Raw genomic sequence first — 17,596 nt, forward strand, 5'->3', positions numbered from 1 at the left:
TTATGGCTCGCTATGATAAATCTCGCTGCCCTTTTGAATAAAGTCGTGACTTTTCTCCTGCATACCAGTACTTAAGGCTTGATCAACTGACAGTGCGTTTTTATCAGCATATTCACGTACCTCTTGAGTGATTTTCATAGAGCAAAACTTAGGGCCACACATCGAGCAAAAGTGTGCAAGTTTATGACCTTCTTTTGGCAAGGTTTGATCGTGAAACTCCTGTGCTTTTTGTGGATCTAAGCTTAAGTTAAATTGATCTTGCCAACGAAACTCAAAACGTGCTTTTGACAGAGCATTGTCACGGATTTGTGCACCTGGAAACCCTTTTGCTAAATCGGCTGCATGAGCTGCTAGCTTATAAGTGACAATCCCTTCGCGGACATCTTCTTTATCAGGAAGCCCTAAGTGCTCTTTAGGTGTAACATAGCAAAGCATAGAAGTCCCATACCAACCAATTTGAGCGGCACCAATGGCTGAAGTGATATGATCATAGCCAGGCGCTGTATCGGTTACAAGTGGACCTAATGTGTAAAAAGGAGCTTCAAAACAATCATGAAGCTCTTTATCCATATTCTCTTTGATCATTTGCATCGGAACATGTCCTGGGCCTTCAATCATTACCTGAACATCGTGCTCCCATGCTCTTTTTGTCAACTCGCCTAAGGTTTCAAGCTCTGCAAATTGTGCTTTATCATTTGCATCTAATATGGAACCCGGTCTCAAGCCATCTCCTAATGAAAAAGAAACATCATAGGCTTTCATAATCTCACAAATCTCATCAAAATGCGTATATAAGAAGCTCTCTTTATGATGAGCGATACACCATTTGGCAATAATCGAGCCACCACGAGAGACGATGCCTGTGAGCCTATTGGCAGTAAGGTGAATGTACTTTAATAACACCCCTGCATGAATGGTAAAATAGCTGACGCCTTGCTCTGCTTGTTCTATTAATGTATCTCTATAGACTTCCCAAGAGAGCTTTTCAGCGCGACCATCGACTTTTTCCAAAGCTTGATAAATAGGAACAGTGCCAATTGGAACTGGAGCATTTCGAATAATCCATTCACGCGTTTGATGAATATGCTTACCGGTTGATAAATCCATTACCGTATCAGCCCCCCATCTTGTGGCAATAACCATTTTCTCAACTTCCTCTGCAATCGATGAGCTCACTGCTGATGTACCAATATTGGCATTGATTTTAACAGAGAAATTGCGACCAATAATCATCGGTTCCATTTCTGGATGATTAATATTACTTGGAATAATCGCACGACCACTGGCAATTTCATCACGAACAAACTCTGGTGTAATGATTTGAGGAATATTTGCACCAAAACTATTTCCAGCATGTTGTTTCAGTAAAACAGGGTCGTTTAAATGTTGATTGGCTTTTTTGATGTTTTCACGCTCTGCAACATAAATCATCTCTTTTGTGATGATTCCTTTTTTAGCATAATGCATTTGCGTGATATTGTGATCTTCTTTTGCCTTTAGTGGGTTTGTACGCTTTGGAAATTTTTTACCTTGTTGTGACTGTGTATAATGCGCACTAAAACCATCAAGCTCTATAATATCATCATTATTTTTAATCCAGCGGTTTCTAAGCTTTGGTAAGCCTGAAGTTAAATCATGCTGATAGTTTTCATCAGTATAAGGTCCCGATGTATCATATACAGCAATAGCAGGATTATTGATGTAACCTTGCTCTGTATAAGTTTGCGTTTGTTTGATATGGCGAAAAGGAATCTGCATGTCATCTTGTTGATGGTAGATTTTTTCAGAAGCTTGGTAGGGTGTTTGTAACTCAGAAGAGAGTTCAATATTCTCTTTTGGCGCTTGTGACATAAATAAATCCTCATTTGATTATGTTACACGCAAGAAGAAGGCAAAAAACAGTTTTTGTGATAAATGACAACTTCCTACGCTAGTATTAACTAGATCAGGTACAAAGGGTTGCTTTCGCTCTCAGCCGTATCACATTATAAGTGTTAGCGGCACCCCTGTTGCAAGTAAACTCTTACAATTTACTTCCAGCACATAATAGCGTAAAAATAGGCTGATCGGAAATAGAAAATCGAAAAGCTTGTTTTCTTTTGCAATAAATCTACATAAATGATATTTTTGTAGGTTGAGGTGGTGTGGATATTGAAACTTTTAATATCAGTTTTTAGATTGTTTTCTGTGTTGTATACACAGAAGCAGATAACCATTTTTGACATTAAATCTCAAAGTAAATAACAGGTTGTATAGTCAATATTGAATGTATACCACTCGCGAATCATTTTGCGGGTGGTATATAGTGTCAGTGATCTTTGCAAAGCTGGATCTATTCTATGAGTGAACTTTTTAGAAGACAGGAGAGATATGAAAATAGATTTAAATTGTGATATGGGAGAGCATTTTGGTGTGTATCGTATTGATGTTAATGAAGATGAGATTATGTCTAAAATAAGCTCAATTAATATTGCTTGTGGTTTTCATGCGGGAGATCCACATATTATGCATCAAACATTAGATAAGGCAATTAAGTACAATTTAAACATAGGCGCTCATCCCGGATTACCTGATTTATTAGGGTTTGGTCGAAGAAAAATGGCAATTACTGAAAAAGAAGCCTATGATTTTACGCTTTATCAGATTGGTGCACTTTTTGGTTTTGTCATGGCAAAAAAAACAAAACTTTCTCATGTTAAACCTCATGGTGCTTTATATAATATGGCTGCTGTAGATAGTAAAATTGCAACAGGCATTGCTAATGCAGTATATGACTTTGATCCTAATCTAACCTTATTTGCCTTAAGCGGTAGTGAATTGGCTAAAGCTGGAAATGCACTTGGATTAAAAGTTGCCAATGAAGTTTTTGCTGATCGCACCTATCAGGAAGATGGAACGCTCACACCACGTTCACAAAAAAACTGTTTTGTTGAGTCCGATGAAAAAGCTGTATCACAAGTATTATCAATGATTCAGCAATCAAAAGTAATGACAGTAACTGGAAAAGAAATAGAGATAAAAGCAGATACCGTTTGCATTCATGGGGACGGTGCTCATGCGCTTGAGTTTGTTCAAGCGCTGAATCAATCACTACTGCAATCATCGATTGAAATTGCAGCAATTAGTTAATGATTCAACTTGGTTATTTGTAAGCTAAGTGTTCTAAGATAAGCAAGTAATATTTGCTTTATAAATAAGGTTTTATGGCTGAAATATAAGAAAGTTAAAGCTGGAGGGGATATGAGTGAGTTAGTACTAGATCGAGCAAGTGACAAAAAGTCAAAAATTAGAAGTTTAATTGGCGCTGCCTTTTTAATGGCAACCTCAGCAATTGGGCCTGGATTTTTAACACAAACCACGGTATTTACCCAAAAGCTTCAAGCTTCTTTGGCTTTTGTTATCGCGATGTCGATTATTATTGATATTATTGTTCAGCTGAATATCTGGCGCATCATTGCAGTGACAGAAAGGCGGGCACAAGATATTGCAAATATGGTTGTGCCCGGTTTAGGATATGTTATATCAGCATTAATTGTGCTAGGTGGTTTTGTTTTTAACATCGGAAATATTGCTGGAGCTGGACTTGGTATACATATTTTATTTCCACAAATCCCGATTGTTGTCGGTGCCCTGATTAGTGCAATTATTGCCGTTTTTATTTTTGTTAGTAAAGATGCATCCAAGCTTATGGATTATTTTATCCTAGTATTAGGAACAATATTAATTCTTTTGATGCTTTATGTTGCTTATCAATCATCTCCCCCTGTTGTATCTGCATTAAAAGCGGTTGTTTTACCTGAATCAATTAGTTTTATGGCGATTGTAACACTTGTTGGCGGTACGGTTGGTGGATATATTACCTACGCTGGAGGACACCGATTATTAGATGTTGGTGTAAAGGGGAAAAGTGCAATAAAAGTCATTAATAAAAGTGCTATTTCAGCAATTAGCATTGCTTCAGTCATACGTGTTTTATTGTTTTTAGCGGCGCTTGGTGTCATCTCTCAAGGCGTTAATTTAAATCCCTCGGATCCAGCGGGCTCTGTTTTTTCGTATGCTGCAGGAGCGATTGGATATAAGTTTTTTGGTTTTGTGCTATGGGCTGCTTCTATTTCTTCGGTTATCGGCGCTGCATATACATCTACCTCATTTGTACAAACCTTTCATCCATGGTGCGAGCGCTATAAAAACACATTAATCATTGCTTTTATTGTCATCTCAACCTTGATTTTTGCATCGATCGGTAAGCCTGTAACAGTGTTGATACTAGCTGGTGCTGTTAATGGTATGATTTTACCTTTAACGCTATTTGTCATGTTGTTAGCAGTGTATAAAAAATCAATAAGGTCACACTATCGACACCCTGTTTGGTTAACAGTAACAGGTCTTTTGGTTGTGATTGTGATGGCTTATATGAGTATTGCGGTTATTGGCAATTTAAGTGGAAGCCTATTTTAGTTTTGTGTTGATTGAATAATAGAGAAAATAAAATGAGAGAGTTTTCAATTTGTAGTCTGTCGGATCAAAGCCTTTTGATTCAGTTGGCTGATGAGATATCAAAAGAGGGCAATACCAAAGTACAGGCAGTGTATCAATACCTCAAAAATAATCCGATAGAAGGTATTAGAAGTATTACACCGGCATTTAGCACGGTGAGCATTCAATATGATGTTTTTGCTGTTAAAAAGCATGCAAAATCGCTTTCAGCTTATGCTTATTTGTACAATAAAATTGAGCATATTTTAGATCAAATTGAAATTAAAACTAAGGAAAACAAAGGCAAAATAATTGAAGTGCCAGTTTGCTACGATGAAGAGTTTGCGCTTGATTTAAATGAGGTGTCTCAAGCAAAATCCATGAGTATTAATGAAGTTATAAAACGTCATAGTGAACAGGAATACTATACATATATGTTAGGCTTCTCACCGGGCTTTCCATTTTTAGGTGGCTTAGATGAAAGTCTTGAAATGCCAAGGAAAAAAACACCCAGAACCCAAATACCCAAAGGCTCAGTGGCGATTGCTGGCAAACAAACTGGTATCTATTCATTATCCAGTCCTGGTGGGTGGCAGATTATTGGCAAAACACCACTTACATTATATGATTTTGAAAAAACACCACCAACGCTGATTCAAATGGGGGATACTGTGCGCTTTATTCCAATAGATAAAAATGAGTTTAATGCATTAATAGGGAAATAAAAATGGGTATTTATGTTAAAAGATCAGGTGCATTAACAACAATTCAGGATTTAGGGCGAGAGGGTTATCAGCAATATGGCGTAATACAAGGCGGAGCCATGGATCCATCGAGTGCTCGGTTAAGCAATATTATTGTTGGTAATGATGAAAATGAGGGGGTACTTGAGCTATGTTTGCTTGGACCAAAGTTAGTCTTTGAAAAAGATTGTTTTATTGCGCTTACAGGTGCTAAGGCTGAGATAAAAATCAATGATATTAAAGCTCCACAGGGAAGATTAATTTATATTGAAAAAGGTGCAACGCTTGATATTGGTGCCTTTCAATCAGGGGTATATGGTTATTTAGCGATAAGAGGCGGTTTTGAGATTAAAAAGGTATTAGGTAGTAAAAGTACCTATCTTCGTGCTGAAGCTGGCGGTTTTTTGGGAAGAGCGCTTAAAGTAGATGACTATTTGAATATACAGGCAACACAAACAGATAAAGCTGGCTTTAATTCTTTAAAAGAGATGATTCAAGCAAAGGGATTCGCTTATAGCAAATGGTCTGTTGCAAGAAGCTTTTTTTACTATCCTCAAAACATTGAGATTATACGTGTTACTAAGGGATCACAATTTGATTGGTTTGATGAGGATGCAAAGAAGCGATTTTTCTCAAATAAGTATCAGGTGTCTTCAAAGTCAGATCGAATGGGTTATCGCTTAGAGGGAGAGATGATTAAAAAACGCGATGCAAACAAAGAACTTATTTCAGAGCCAATTGCACTAGGCTCCATTCAAATACCAAATGATGGCCAACCCATTGTACTTTTAGCTGATAGACAAACCGTAGGAGGTTATCCTAAAATAGCGAGTGTTATTTTTGCGGATATAGGGAAGTTTGTTCAGCTAAAGCCACATAGTTTTGTTCAGTTTGTTCTGATAAACATAGAAGATGCAGAGAAAAGTTATATTCAGGAAATATCTAACTTTAAGCTATTGAAACAGTCTTTAAAATTTATTTAAAAGCGGTAGCCTTTATGAGATATCTAGTAACAGCAGGACCCGTACCACTAATTTACCAAGTTTTTTGATCCATCCACTTATTGATTTGTGATATCACTAAAGCGCTCTGTGGTAGATTGGCATGTGGCACATTATTAATGACAACATTAGAAGGTGTTTTAGGGTTATTGTAATAGGTTTTCCAAAATACACTTTTATAAGCAAGTATATAGCTATTGGCTGAGTAAACCGCAATAAGCCCATCATTTGGTGTATTTCGACAGTCCTTATTTTGCTGATTTTGTGGGTTTCGGCAACTATTAACACAAGACACAATATTCGCAAAAGATGAAAGTACATTTACAGCAGGAGCATAGCAACTATAAATTGCATTTGCCCAAAGTGCTCCTGAATCCTCAGTATGATTTAAATTACTTGCAATGGAGTAGTATTTTAACTTACTTGCATAAGGTGCATCTTTTGGCTCGCTGTTTAATTTATATAAGAACGGATCTACATAATCACTATCTTTGGGTACAGCACTATCACTCACTTGTGGAATAACGCCATAGGAAAGCATTTGAATTATTTGCTGATTGTATGCTCCAACAATACTTTTAATAATGTCATCCGAAATAAGATTATTCCAAATAGGCTTAAGCCAATCTGGAACATCATTTCTTACATAAAATGGAATGCCATTATTCGGCCCACCAATCAAAATGGCATGTTGAATATATGGTGCTATATTTTCAGACAAATTTGGGTTTTCAAGCTCATACCGTGCAATAAGAACCCCCATACTGTGAGCATAGATATCAGTTGAAGTGGCTTGTTTTAAAAGCGGCTGTATTAGCGATGACATTTGCATACCAATGGTTTGCAAGATAGTACCATCTGATGGATAGTCAATACCTAACACCATATCATAACAAGGCGAGGTTTTAAGTTGATTGCATGCATATTTGCTTAAAAGGTGCTCTGCAAGGGTATTAAAGGCTTGAGGGGAGTCTTGGAAACCATGTATGGTGAGAGCAAGATGTTTGCCTTTTACATCTAGGGAGCTTGGATTTGAAACGATGATAAATTGTTTTTGATTGGGATTATATTGATAAAGGGAGATAACACTATTGCCATACGCTGTTGCTGAAATAAAAACACTTATAAGCAGCAAAAAGTGAAAAGCTTGCTTTAGTTTATTCAGATAAATCATCGATAGATAACCTTATTGTATCAAGTCTAGTTTAAACTTAAAATATACCGAGTAAATATGAAATGCCAAGCAGAGTTATGCTAAGTCCCCATATCCAAAAAAAGGCGTATTTAATATATTTTCCCATTTCTATTCCAGCAAGACCAAGTGCTAACCAAAGTGCAGGGGAAAAAGGACTGATGAAAGTTCCAATAATATTACCTATAAGCATAGCATAAGCGGTAGATTCAGGTGCTACACCATAGTGAGAGGTGATTTGTTCAACGATAGGTAAAAGGGCGAAGTAATATGCATCAGTGTTTAATAAGAGCTCAAATGGCGCACCAAAAAAACCTATGATGATGTGTAAGTGCGGAATAATACTTGCCGGTAAAATGCTTACAATACTCGCTGCCAGTGCTTTTAACATTCCAGTACCCTGTAGAATACCTAAAAATACACCGGCGGCTAGAATAATAGATGCCATGATAAGTGCACCAGGTGCGTGTGCTTTAATTCTATCCATTTGTTTTTGCACGCTGTTAAAATTAAGAGGGAGCGCAATACTAAGTGCAATCATGAACGTTAATTCTGTTGGGAATACTCCGGTGACTAAAAAAGCAATCAGCAGAATCGTAAGCATAAAATTCAGCCAGAGCATTAAACGGCTGGAGGTGTGATGAAATGTATTAGTTTTATTTGAATCATCATCTAAGAAGCTCTTCCCAATAAAGCCTTTATCTATGTTATAACCTGTTAGAATACGTTTTTTTTCTCGCTTACCAAGCATAAAGGCAAGGAGGATGAGCACAATCAAAGCAGTAATTTGAAGTGGGATCAGTGGGTGCCATAGTAGTGTTGGATCGGCACCAATGACACTTGCAGCTCTGCCTAATGGTCCTCCCCAAGGAACCATATTCATAATGCTTGCACTGGCACCAACTAATAGTACAAGCAGATAAGGACTCATTTTTAATTGCCTATAGATAGGCAATAGCGCTGGAATAGTGATCAAAAAGGTTGAGGCGCCTGAACCATCAAGGTGTGCAATAGCAGCAATAATAACAGTGCCAATTGCAATCGCGATAACACTACCACTTGAAAGTTTAACAACATATTTTATTAATGGATTAAATAATCCTGCATCTTGCATAATACCAAAATATAAAATAGCAAAAACAAACATCGTAGCGGTAGGCATAACTTTTATAAGACCAGATCGGAAAAACTCGCCAATATCAGTACCTCCAAAGCCAGCAAAGAGTGCGCCAATAATTGGAATAAGTATCAGTGCAACAATTGGAAGAACTCGGTTAGTTAACAATAAAATAACAACAGCTAATACTGTAAAAAGACCTATAACACTTAGCATATTTCTCCCTTTTTGAGTAAAATTAGATGTATAAATACAAACCTTATTACTACCATAAAACTTACATCAACACCAATCACAAATTGTTTAAGTGGTTATTTTACCTTTCAGGCTTGCATGCTTTTAATAGTTAAGCTTTGAGCAATGATTAATAGCAAACTTAAATGCCAAAATATTCCATGAGTGGTATAGTACTATCTATGCTGATATTGATATCTATTTGAAATAATGTCTGAGACTAAAAAAATTGTACTGGTTGATGGTTCTTCTTATCTTTTTCGTGCTTTTCATGCACTGCCTCAACTGACAAACTCTCAAGGTGAGCCAACTGGGGCAATCTTTGGGGTGATTAATATGTTAAAAAAATTGCCAGCTGAGCTTGATACCGAGTATGTGACAGTTGTCTTTGATGCAAAAGGTAAAAACTTCCGCCATGAGTTATATCCTGAATATAAGGCACATAGAAAACCGATGGCTGATGAGCTTCGCACACAAATAGAGCCTTTGTATGAGTTGGTAGAAAAGTTGGGCTTTCCGCTTATTAAAGTTGAGGGTGTAGAGGCTGATGATGTGATAGGGACATTGGCCTGCAACTTGGCTAAAGAGGGTTATAGTGTTGTTATTTCAACTGGTGATAAAGATATGGCGCAGCTTGTAAATGATCAAGTGACGCTCATAGATACAATGAAAAAAGAACACACCGATAAAGAGAACGTTATACGTAAATTTGGCGTTCAACCAAACCAAATTATTGACTATTTGGCGCTGATGGGAGATGTGTCTGATAATATACCTGGTGTGCCAAAAGTAGGGCCAAAAACTGCGGTGAAATGGCTAAGTGAATATCACTCGTTAGAGGGGGTGATGGCTAATGCTGATAAAATCACCGGTAAAGTTGGCGAGAATTTACGTGATTCACTTGAGATACTGCCTTTATCTTATAAACTGGCGACAATTAAATGTGACTTGGACCTTCCTTACACAATTGATGATTTAAAGTGCCGGAAAATGGATTATACCTATGTGGCGGATGCTTTTTCACGATATGATTTTCGGGCATTGTTGAAAAATCTGCAAAAAGCTGAAGCAAATAAAAGTAATGTTGTGCCAATCCATTCAAAGCAAACAGTGCAATATGAAATTATCTTTGACATGGCAAAATTTGATGCGCTTTGTCAGGAGCTTGAACAATCAAAACTAATTGCCTTTGATACGGAAACTAACTCATTAGATACATTTAGTGCTGATATTATTGGTTTATCTTTTTCTCTAAAGCCTCATCATGGTGTTTATATTCCCCTGAGACATGACTATGAGGGGGCGCCAGAACAGCTTGATTTTGATACGGTTATTACAAAAATGAAGCCTATTTTTGAAAATAGCAAAATAGAAAAAATTGCCCAAAATGCCAAGTTTGATATGAAAGTGCTGTCACGCGCGGGTATTGAAGTTAAGGGAGTGAAGTATGATACGATGCTTGAGTCTTATATATATGACGCCCAAGCAACGCGCCATGATATGGACTCACTGGCAAAGAAATATCTTAATATTGATCCTGTATCATTTGAATCACTTGCAGGTAAAGGGAAAAAACAGCTAACATTTAATCAAATAGAGATTGAAAAAGCAGGGTTCTATGCAGCTGAAGATGCAGATATCACCTATCAATTACATCAATATTTTTGGCCTAAAATAGCTGAGATTCCCGCACTTGAAAAGCTTTACTTAGAAGAAGAATTACCCGTTTGTTTTGTAATTGACAAAATGGAGCGCATGGGGGTGAAAATAGACAGTGAGCTTTTAAAGGAACAAAGTAAAATCCTTGGAAAAGAAATAAAAGCTTTAGAGGAAAGTTGTCATGAATTAGCAGAAGAGTCTTTTAATTTATCCTCGCCAAAACAATTAAGAGAGATATTGTTTGATAAAATGGAGCTTCCTGTCATTAAAAAAACACCGGGCGGACAAGCTTCAACTGCCGAGGAGGTGTTACAAGAGCTCTCAGAGGTGTATGAATTGCCACAGCTTTTAATGGAGCATCGCCACTTAACAAAGCTTAAAAGCACTTATACAGATAAACTACCAGAGATGGTGAACCCGATCACAAAAAGGGTGCATACTTCTTATCATCAAGCGGTGGCGTCAACTGGACGATTGTCTTCTTCAGATCCCAACTTACAAAACATTCCTGTTCGTTCAAAAGCAGGCAGAAAAATACGTGAGGCCTTTATTGCTCGAGAAGGCTATAAGGTGGTAGCACTTGATTACTCTCAAGTGGAGCTTAGAATCATGGCGCACTTATCAGAAGATGAGAACTTATTAAAAGCATTTAATCAGGGGTTGGATATTCATCAGGCAACTGCTGCTGAGACTTTGGGAATCAAGCCCGAGGAGGTAAGCTCTGAGCAAAGAAGGCGAGCCAAAGCTATTAATTTTGGGCTTATCTATGGTATGGGTGCTTTTGGGCTAGCAAAACAGTTAAAGATTCCACGTTCAGAGGCACAAGAATATATCGATATTTATTTTTCACGTTATCCGGGTGTGAAACGCTTTATGAATGAAGCGAAGGAGTATGCTGAAAAATATGGCTTTGTTGAGACTATATTTGGTAGACGACTTTATCTGCCAGATATCCGTTCGCGTAATATGGCAAAAAGACGAGGTGCTGAAAGAGTCGCAATTAATGCACCAATGCAGGGTTCAGCTGCTGATATTATCAAACGCGCAATGATTTTAATTGATGATTGGATCACAAAGGGAAAAATTCCTGCCAATATGATTATGCAAGTACATGATGAGCTTGTCTTTGAGGTGAAAGAAAGTGAGCTCGATAACATTAATAATGAGCTTAAAAAATGGATGGAGTCAGCGGCACTTTTAAAAGTGCCTCTTATCGTTGATATTGGCGTTGGAAACAATTGGGAAGAGGCGCATTAATGTTAAAAAAACTAAATAAAATCACTTTATTTGCAGTATTTTCTAGCTTTTTACTATTATCAGGTTGTGCACTTTTTCGTACAAATGCAACACAGGCGCCTAATATTACGATCTTTAAAAATACACAAATCTCCCTTCCATCTCCGAAAGCGTTAGATATTAATATGACGGCAAGTCAGTTATTAACAGCCACCTATAATATAGACAATGAGATAAAATCCTATACAACTGAGGTGCAGGTGGAGTCATCAAGTAACAAGATTACACTTGTTGCTGTCTCTGGCTGGGGTGGGGCTTTGTTTTCACTTGTTTATGATGGTAAAAGCATACAAAGCTCCTCTTTGCCGATGCCGAATGCAAATATGGGTATCAAGCAAACATTGAGTGATTTTATCTTCACTTATGCGAGTGAAAAAGTGTTAAATACCATGCTATTGGGCACTGGAATTCAATTACAGCAAAGTGAAGATAAGCGCATTTTTAGCCAACAAGGGAAGGTGTTAATGGATATCAGTTACACGCCGAATATTCACACAAAAAATGCCGAGGTTTATTTGAGAAATCATCTTTATCATTATCAAATCAAGATTAAAACGATTGAAAGAAATTGAAGTTTAAAAATAAGATTTTAAGTGTAAGGTAAGCGTGCCATGTGCGTCTAACATAAAGGTTATCGAAGGAGGGGAAGGAACACAACTTACCTTACAATTATCAGTATAGTTGATATTTTGAAAAGTACAGAAAATAAATTAATGCGCCTTCAACCTTGCTAGCAATAATATCAAGAATGTGACTTTTATCTCTCATTTTCTACTAGGACATGATATTTGGCTTGAATGGCCTCACGAATGGCCTCACGAATGGTCTTAGTAGCGTCACGATTACGGATTTTATTTATCTCTTCTCGTGTTATTTCCGTAGAAAGTTGTTTAGCAGCATTAATGAGTTTTGGAACATCCTCTTTTAAAGAAAAATATTTTCCAGAGCTCCAGAATGAAAGTGTATCAAATATAGTCCTTCCCATTTCCAGACCTCCAGCATTAAAATAGCCCTTTAATGCATATTTAATATGTGTTCGTTTTCCCATATACATGCTAATCTTTTTATTGGTGTAATTCCGTTCAAGTCGAGCTAGTTTGGCTGGATAATTGTTTATTTTTATGTTCAATCTTTGACTATATTGATTTGCTTTAGCTTTTATATTTTGTATTAACTGGGTAACTGAGTATTTTGTTCTATTATTTTCATTATCTAAGTTTGGTTTCTCTATGTTTATACAGAATCCTGTTATTTTACAGGCATTTAAGAGTTCAATATAATCGAAGAGCACCTCCATCAGACCTTCCAGATCCTCCTTTGGAATTATCAGGTCTTGAGACTTATCAACTTCGGCAAGTATATCGTCACAGGTAGCTATAATTTCTTCGCAACAATTAAGAGCGTCATCATATTCCGGTTTTGTATCTTTTAATATTTGAGGATTTGATTTAGCAAACCGAATTCGTTTTTCTAATATTGTAGCTCTATCTACTTCTTTGTCTGTATAAATATATTTATCTAATATAGTGTTTAACTCTTGTCTATGTTGCCTATACATGTTTAAATCAAAGTCATACTTTTCGTGGAAATCTTTAGTATGAATACTTGTTCCGTAATCATCAGAGTAAACAGATTGTATAGAACCAATAACAAGTAGTTTTTGCTTTGCTGTAAGGTCAGTAAATTGAGTGAGGTTCGTAAGCATGGAATCATTTAAACCCTCTCCATTAGCAGATTGACATGCCACAAAAATAACAGTAATAAATGGGCAGTTTTTACTAAATAGTAGAGAGAGTTCATGACTAATCCTATCAAGAGAGATAGATGATTCCTTATCATTAGATGAAATCTGATCACTGTTTGTAGCGCCATGTCCAACGATAGTTATTTTAAGTTCATTAGATAGTGAGACATTTAGTCTAGAATAAATGTCTATAAGGAAGTTGTTGTTTGCCACATCTACGTTGAGCTTGACCTTGGCTGTTGTTGGGCTGTTTTCTATAACTTTACATGGTGAGAGAATATCTTTTTTCGATGTCAAATATATATGTAACTCATACATAGAGCTTGCACTCATATTGTTGAATATTTATCAAATAAAGTATAAGTAAATCAATTAACATTCAACAAGAGTTATGCTAAAAAAGAATATAATACAATCAGAACAAGCGCTTAAATACACTATACTTAATCTCATATAAATCATTTTTAACAAGGTAGCGTAAAGTAAATGTTGGCCATTATTAACACAATATTGCCAGTCTATATTTTAATTGCAGCAGGGTGGCTGGCAATTCACTTTAAGCTATTTAACCAAGCAGCCAAAAAAGCCTGCGCAAAACTGGTTTCTGATTTTATATTTCCGGCATTATTACTTTTACAAACGCTCACCACGGACATTAACCAAATTTTAGATGTTAGATGGCTTGTTGCATTTTTTTGTGCAATGGCATTGATTTGGCTTTTTGTAATGTTAGTGGGCAAATTCATTTTTAAGCAACCGATTAATAATATTGCTATGGAAGCCATGTTGTGTGCATTTCCTAATATGGGAGGAATGGGAATACCTTTTTTAATTCATATTATAGGCGTAAGTGCTTTAGTATCAGTTGCAAAAGCAAATTTTGTGGTGTCACTAACATTAATTCCTGTCACTGTGATGCTATTGCAGTTACATATGGATCATGGTAGAGGAATATTTCACATAATTATTTCCGCCATTATAAGTTCCATAAAAACCCCTATGTTCCTTGCTGTGATTGTTGGCACATTGATTAATTTGATGGGATTAAGTAAGATCATTCCAGCATTTGCACTAAATACATTACATACCGTTGCCGACTCATGTGTATTTATTTCTTTGTTTACTGTTGGGCTGGCTCTACATGGCGCAAAAATTCACCTGAGTAAACGCTTTATATTTAATTTAATAATGAAAGGCTTTGTCTGTGCGTTTATTGCTTGGATTATAACGCTTATTTTCCATATTGAAGGCAATAGTGCCAAAGAGCTTATTTATTTGTTGGCAATGCCAACTGCAACCATAGCTACTATTTTAGCAATGAAATGGAATGCTGAACCGGTAGAGGCAACAAGTACATATTTAGCAACAACACTATTATCAATTTTCACGCTTCCAGTACTGGTTTATCTACTTGGGTAAGCTCTCTTTATAAAAGCCCTTAGCGATATTTATTTTTATTTGAAGATCGAATAATCCATAGTGGGATGATGAGTGAGAGAATAATACCCACTACAAGCATACTATCAAATATAAGCGTGGAAACACTGACATCATCGGTTGGAATAAAGCCCACAATAATAGCAATAATCGCACCGATAATCCCTAATGCTGAAAGAAATGCCGTTGAAAAAATCCCGCCTTTAATTACAAATTGATTTGGCGTTGTTTTTGTCTGCCTTTTACGAAGCACAACTGCTGCAACAAACATACCAATATAGGCAATAACAGCAAGTTGTGCAGTCAGTGCGCTTAAAAACCAGTAGGCTGAGTTAACACTTGGCATTAAAAGATAAACCATGCAAAAAAGAGAGAAAATCAGCCCTTGTAGCATTAACGTTGTACTCGGTGCACCATATTTATTTGTCATGGCAAAGCGCTTTGATATAAGCTTATCTTCAGCCGCTACACAAAAAGCTCTTGATAACCCCATAATCCAAGCAGAAACTGTCGTAAATGCGCCTAAAATTAAAGTTAAAGCAATAATGCTAGACATCCATGGAATATGAAATTTAGCAAAAAAGTAACTAAATGACGCCATCAGCCCTGTGATTATATCTACATCGTGTGCGTTATTACTACTAATAGCAAAAATAGCGATATTTGACAGGATTAACGAAAGTAATATCACTGTTGCTGAAATCATTAAAGCTTTGGGAAAGTTCTTTCTTGGATTTTTGACATTGCCAGCATGAATGGAGCTCATCTCTAAACCAAATAAGCTGAACATAACGGTTAAAAAAAGTCCCCAAGAGCTTATGTTATTAACACTTGGAATAAAGTCCTCTGCATTTGGGATATTCGCAATTTTTCCGCCAGAGCTCACCCAAAACAGCGCCAAAGCAATAATGATAAACATGGGAATTAAGGTGCCAACTACAGCACCAATTACACTGAGTGTACTTGAAGTTTTAATTCCCCTAAGATTAACAATAGTAGCCAGCCAGAACATCCCTAAACTCATACTAATCATATACCAAGGGTTATTCACCAATACATTTGGGTTTATAGCAAAACTGGGCGCGATGATATAGGCAATAATTCCAGCAAAAAATCCACATATAGAGGGGAACCAAACTAAATTATAAATCCACTGTAACCACAAAATAACAAAACCGAATTTAGCACCAAATGCCTCTTTGGTCCAAAGGTAAATACCACCGTTTTTTGTATATCCTGTGGCCATTTGTGCTGTTAGAAGCGCACAGGGCAGTAAAAAGAAGATGGCAGCAATTACATAAAATGTAACAACAACCCAACCTGCTTGTGCGGTGATGGAGATATTGCGTAAACTATCAACAGCAATGATATTGATCATCACGAGTCGTAAAAGCGTGAGCGATTTGCTTGAGGTAATTTCCATTGGCGTTTTAAATATAAAGAGTGATTGTAAAAATAATGATTAGGATAATAGCATTAAGTGAATAAAAATGCTGATATTTATTTTCTATCCATAGGTTTTAGATTTTGAATCTATAATAATGCAAAGAGGATCAGATCAATAATCAAGATAATAAGGCCGATAGGAATAAGAACCTTACATGCTTTCTTTTTGCCTAATAAGCCAGAAATAGCTCCAGCAAGAAAGACTAATATGCCAACATAAATAATAATAAACAGTACATCAATACTCATCACTTTTCCCTTATACTTCATTCTTTGAGGGCAGTATATACTTATAGTAAAGCATTTTACAGTGTTTCTTTATTGACTTTCAATGAGTCAATATTGAATAAGGGAGTAGTAAATTAAAACTAGATTTAGGTAAGCTTATTGATATATCTAATAATTTGGTAAGTATAATCTTTTTCAATTGATGTAGCATCTTCACTATAACAATAAAAATTTGCTTGCAGATGAAGAAAACTATCTTTGTCTGAGATAAACTTAATTTCCACCTTAGGTAAAGGAACTTTGGGTTGGGTTTTAAGTTTCTTTGATTTACTTTCAGTTTTAGTAATTACATCACTTTGATGATAGTATTCACTATTGAGTTTTTGGTTTAATATGGTTTGAGCTTGATCTGCTATATTTAAAGTATGATGATTAAAGGCAATGGTGCATGTTACTTTGTGCAAAATTAAATTTTGTTCTGATAGTAGTGTGGTGATTGGATTAGTAATAACAAGGGCGTTTGGCAATTTAATTAACTTACCAGTGTAACTGTTGGCACCAAAAGAGCTTGTCTCATTAATATAAAAGTAAAATAGTTTGATCTCTGAAACAACTCCTGCGTAACCTGTGACTTGAATATGTTCTTTTTCAGAAAAAAGCCCCCGCCAGTTGATGATTATCCAGCCAGTAAAGTTCATAATATTTTCTTTATTTGTAATAACTAACCCTGCGCCAATCAAACTCAAAACAGTTAAGAGGTGTGTAAATCCCTCAACCCATATTTTGATTAATACAAGCAAAAATACAACAATAGCAATATAAATAGTCCGAGATTTAAGTCGACTCAGCTGTTTTTTGGTAGCGAATTTTTTAGATAGAAGAATGTAGATAATAATGGCTATAATAAAAATAATAATAGCCGATATAGACGTGCCGATAAGTTGAGTTAGCAGTTTAGGTAGTGCGTTTTGTAACATTTATTGAAGCCTTTGAAGTGGAAATTCACACATATCAGCCCATATT

At 36.3% G+C, this 17,596-nt stretch carries 14 protein-coding genes and 1 riboswitch; of the genes, 7 read left to right on the plus strand and 7 right to left on the minus strand.

Translation table 11 applies throughout. The features are described 5' to 3' along the window. Positions 1-1,851: a phosphomethylpyrimidine synthase ThiC gene (gene thiC, locus A37Q_RS0112650; RefSeq protein ID WP_018300653.1), complete on the minus strand. Its 1,851-nt coding sequence runs from the start codon at positions 1,849-1,851 to the stop codon at positions 1-3. A 54-nt stretch (positions 1,852-1,905) separates the two neighbouring features. Next, positions 1,906-2,018: riboswitch (TPP riboswitch) on the minus strand. Positions 2,019-2,370: 352 nt separating this feature from the next. Here thiC and A37Q_RS0112655 point away from each other — a divergent pair. The 4 genes from A37Q_RS0112655 (at position 2,371) to A37Q_RS0112670 (ending at position 6,202) form a co-directional block, all read left to right on the plus strand. After that, the gene (locus A37Q_RS0112655) at positions 2,371-3,129 is read left to right on the plus strand and encodes a LamB/YcsF family protein (protein WP_018300654.1); all 759 of its coding nucleotides are present in this window, start codon (positions 2,371-2,373) and stop codon (positions 3,127-3,129) included. Positions 3,130-3,240: 111 nt separating this feature from the next. After that, complete coding sequence (locus A37Q_RS0112660) at positions 3,241-4,458, plus strand: NRAMP family divalent metal transporter (protein WP_018300655.1); 1,218 nt, start codon at positions 3,241-3,243, stop codon at positions 4,456-4,458. A gap of 32 nt (positions 4,459-4,490) precedes the next feature. Then, positions 4,491-5,201, plus strand: coding sequence for a 5-oxoprolinase subunit PxpB (pxpB, locus tag A37Q_RS0112665; protein WP_018300656.1), 711 nt, complete (start codon positions 4,491-4,493; stop codon positions 5,199-5,201). A 2-nt stretch (positions 5,202-5,203) separates the two neighbouring features. Next, the gene (locus A37Q_RS0112670; protein WP_018300657.1) at positions 5,204-6,202 is read left to right on the plus strand and encodes a 5-oxoprolinase subunit C family protein; all 999 of its coding nucleotides are present in this window, start codon (positions 5,204-5,206) and stop codon (positions 6,200-6,202) included. Positions 6,203-6,254: 52 nt separating this feature from the next. Here the strand turns inward: A37Q_RS0112670 and A37Q_RS0112675 are convergent, their stop codons facing one another. Together A37Q_RS0112675 and A37Q_RS0112680 are read right to left on the minus strand one after the other, a co-directional pair. Next, positions 6,255-7,394 (minus strand): esterase/lipase family protein, encoded by a 1,140-nt coding sequence (locus A37Q_RS0112675; protein ID WP_018300658.1) that lies wholly within the window; start codon positions 7,392-7,394, stop codon positions 6,255-6,257. A 37-nt stretch (positions 7,395-7,431) separates the two neighbouring features. Beyond that, positions 7,432-8,745, minus strand: coding sequence for a CitMHS family transporter (locus A37Q_RS0112680; protein ID WP_018300659.1), 1,314 nt, complete (start codon positions 8,743-8,745; stop codon positions 7,432-7,434). 228 nt (positions 8,746-8,973) lie between these two features. Here A37Q_RS0112680 and polA point away from each other — a divergent pair, with 228 nt between their 5' ends. Both polA and A37Q_RS0112690 read left to right on the plus strand, forming a co-directional pair. After that, complete coding sequence (gene polA / locus A37Q_RS0112685) at positions 8,974-11,679, plus strand: DNA polymerase I (RefSeq protein WP_018300660.1); 2,706 nt, start codon at positions 8,974-8,976, stop codon at positions 11,677-11,679. Beyond that, on the plus strand, positions 11,679-12,290 hold the full coding sequence (locus A37Q_RS0112690) for a DUF3261 domain-containing protein (RefSeq protein ID WP_018300661.1): 612 nt from the start codon (positions 11,679-11,681) through the stop codon (positions 12,288-12,290). The genes polA and A37Q_RS0112690 overlap by 1 nt, the downstream gene beginning before the upstream one ends. 185 nt (positions 12,291-12,475) lie before the next feature. Here the strand turns inward: A37Q_RS0112690 and A37Q_RS0112695 are convergent, their stop codons facing one another. Next, positions 12,476-13,780: a hypothetical protein gene (locus A37Q_RS0112695; protein WP_018300662.1), complete on the minus strand. Its 1,305-nt coding sequence runs from the start codon at positions 13,778-13,780 to the stop codon at positions 12,476-12,478. Positions 13,781-13,948: 168 nt separating this feature from the next. Between A37Q_RS0112695 and A37Q_RS0112700 the strand changes: the two genes are divergently transcribed. Beyond that, positions 13,949-14,881 carry an AEC family transporter gene (locus A37Q_RS0112700; protein WP_018300663.1) on the plus strand — a complete coding sequence of 311 codons (933 nt, stop codon included), beginning with the start codon at positions 13,949-13,951 and terminating at the stop codon, positions 14,879-14,881. 19 nt (positions 14,882-14,900) lie between these two features. Here the strand turns inward: A37Q_RS0112700 and A37Q_RS0112705 are convergent, their stop codons facing one another. The 3 genes from A37Q_RS0112705 to A37Q_RS0112715 all read right to left on the minus strand — a co-directional run bounded on the left by A37Q_RS0112705 (position 14,901) and on the right by A37Q_RS0112715 (position 17,550). Next, the gene (locus A37Q_RS0112705) at positions 14,901-16,322 is read right to left on the minus strand and encodes an APC family permease (RefSeq protein ID WP_026196701.1); all 1,422 of its coding nucleotides are present in this window, start codon (positions 16,320-16,322) and stop codon (positions 14,901-14,903) included. A gap of 110 nt (positions 16,323-16,432) precedes the next feature. After that, positions 16,433-16,594, minus strand: a complete 162-nt coding sequence (locus A37Q_RS16320) for a hypothetical protein (protein WP_018300666.1) — start codon at positions 16,592-16,594, stop codon at positions 16,433-16,435. A gap of 125 nt (positions 16,595-16,719) precedes the next feature. Then, positions 16,720-17,550 (minus strand): mechanosensitive ion channel family protein, encoded by an 831-nt coding sequence (locus A37Q_RS0112715; RefSeq protein ID WP_018300667.1) that lies wholly within the window; start codon positions 17,548-17,550, stop codon positions 16,720-16,722. Positions 17,551-17,596 lie beyond the last annotated feature (46 nt).

The organism is Fangia hongkongensis FSC776 = DSM 21703 (assembly GCF_000379445.1).
GTDB lineage: Bacteria > Pseudomonadota > Gammaproteobacteria > Francisellales > Francisellaceae > Fangia > Fangia hongkongensis.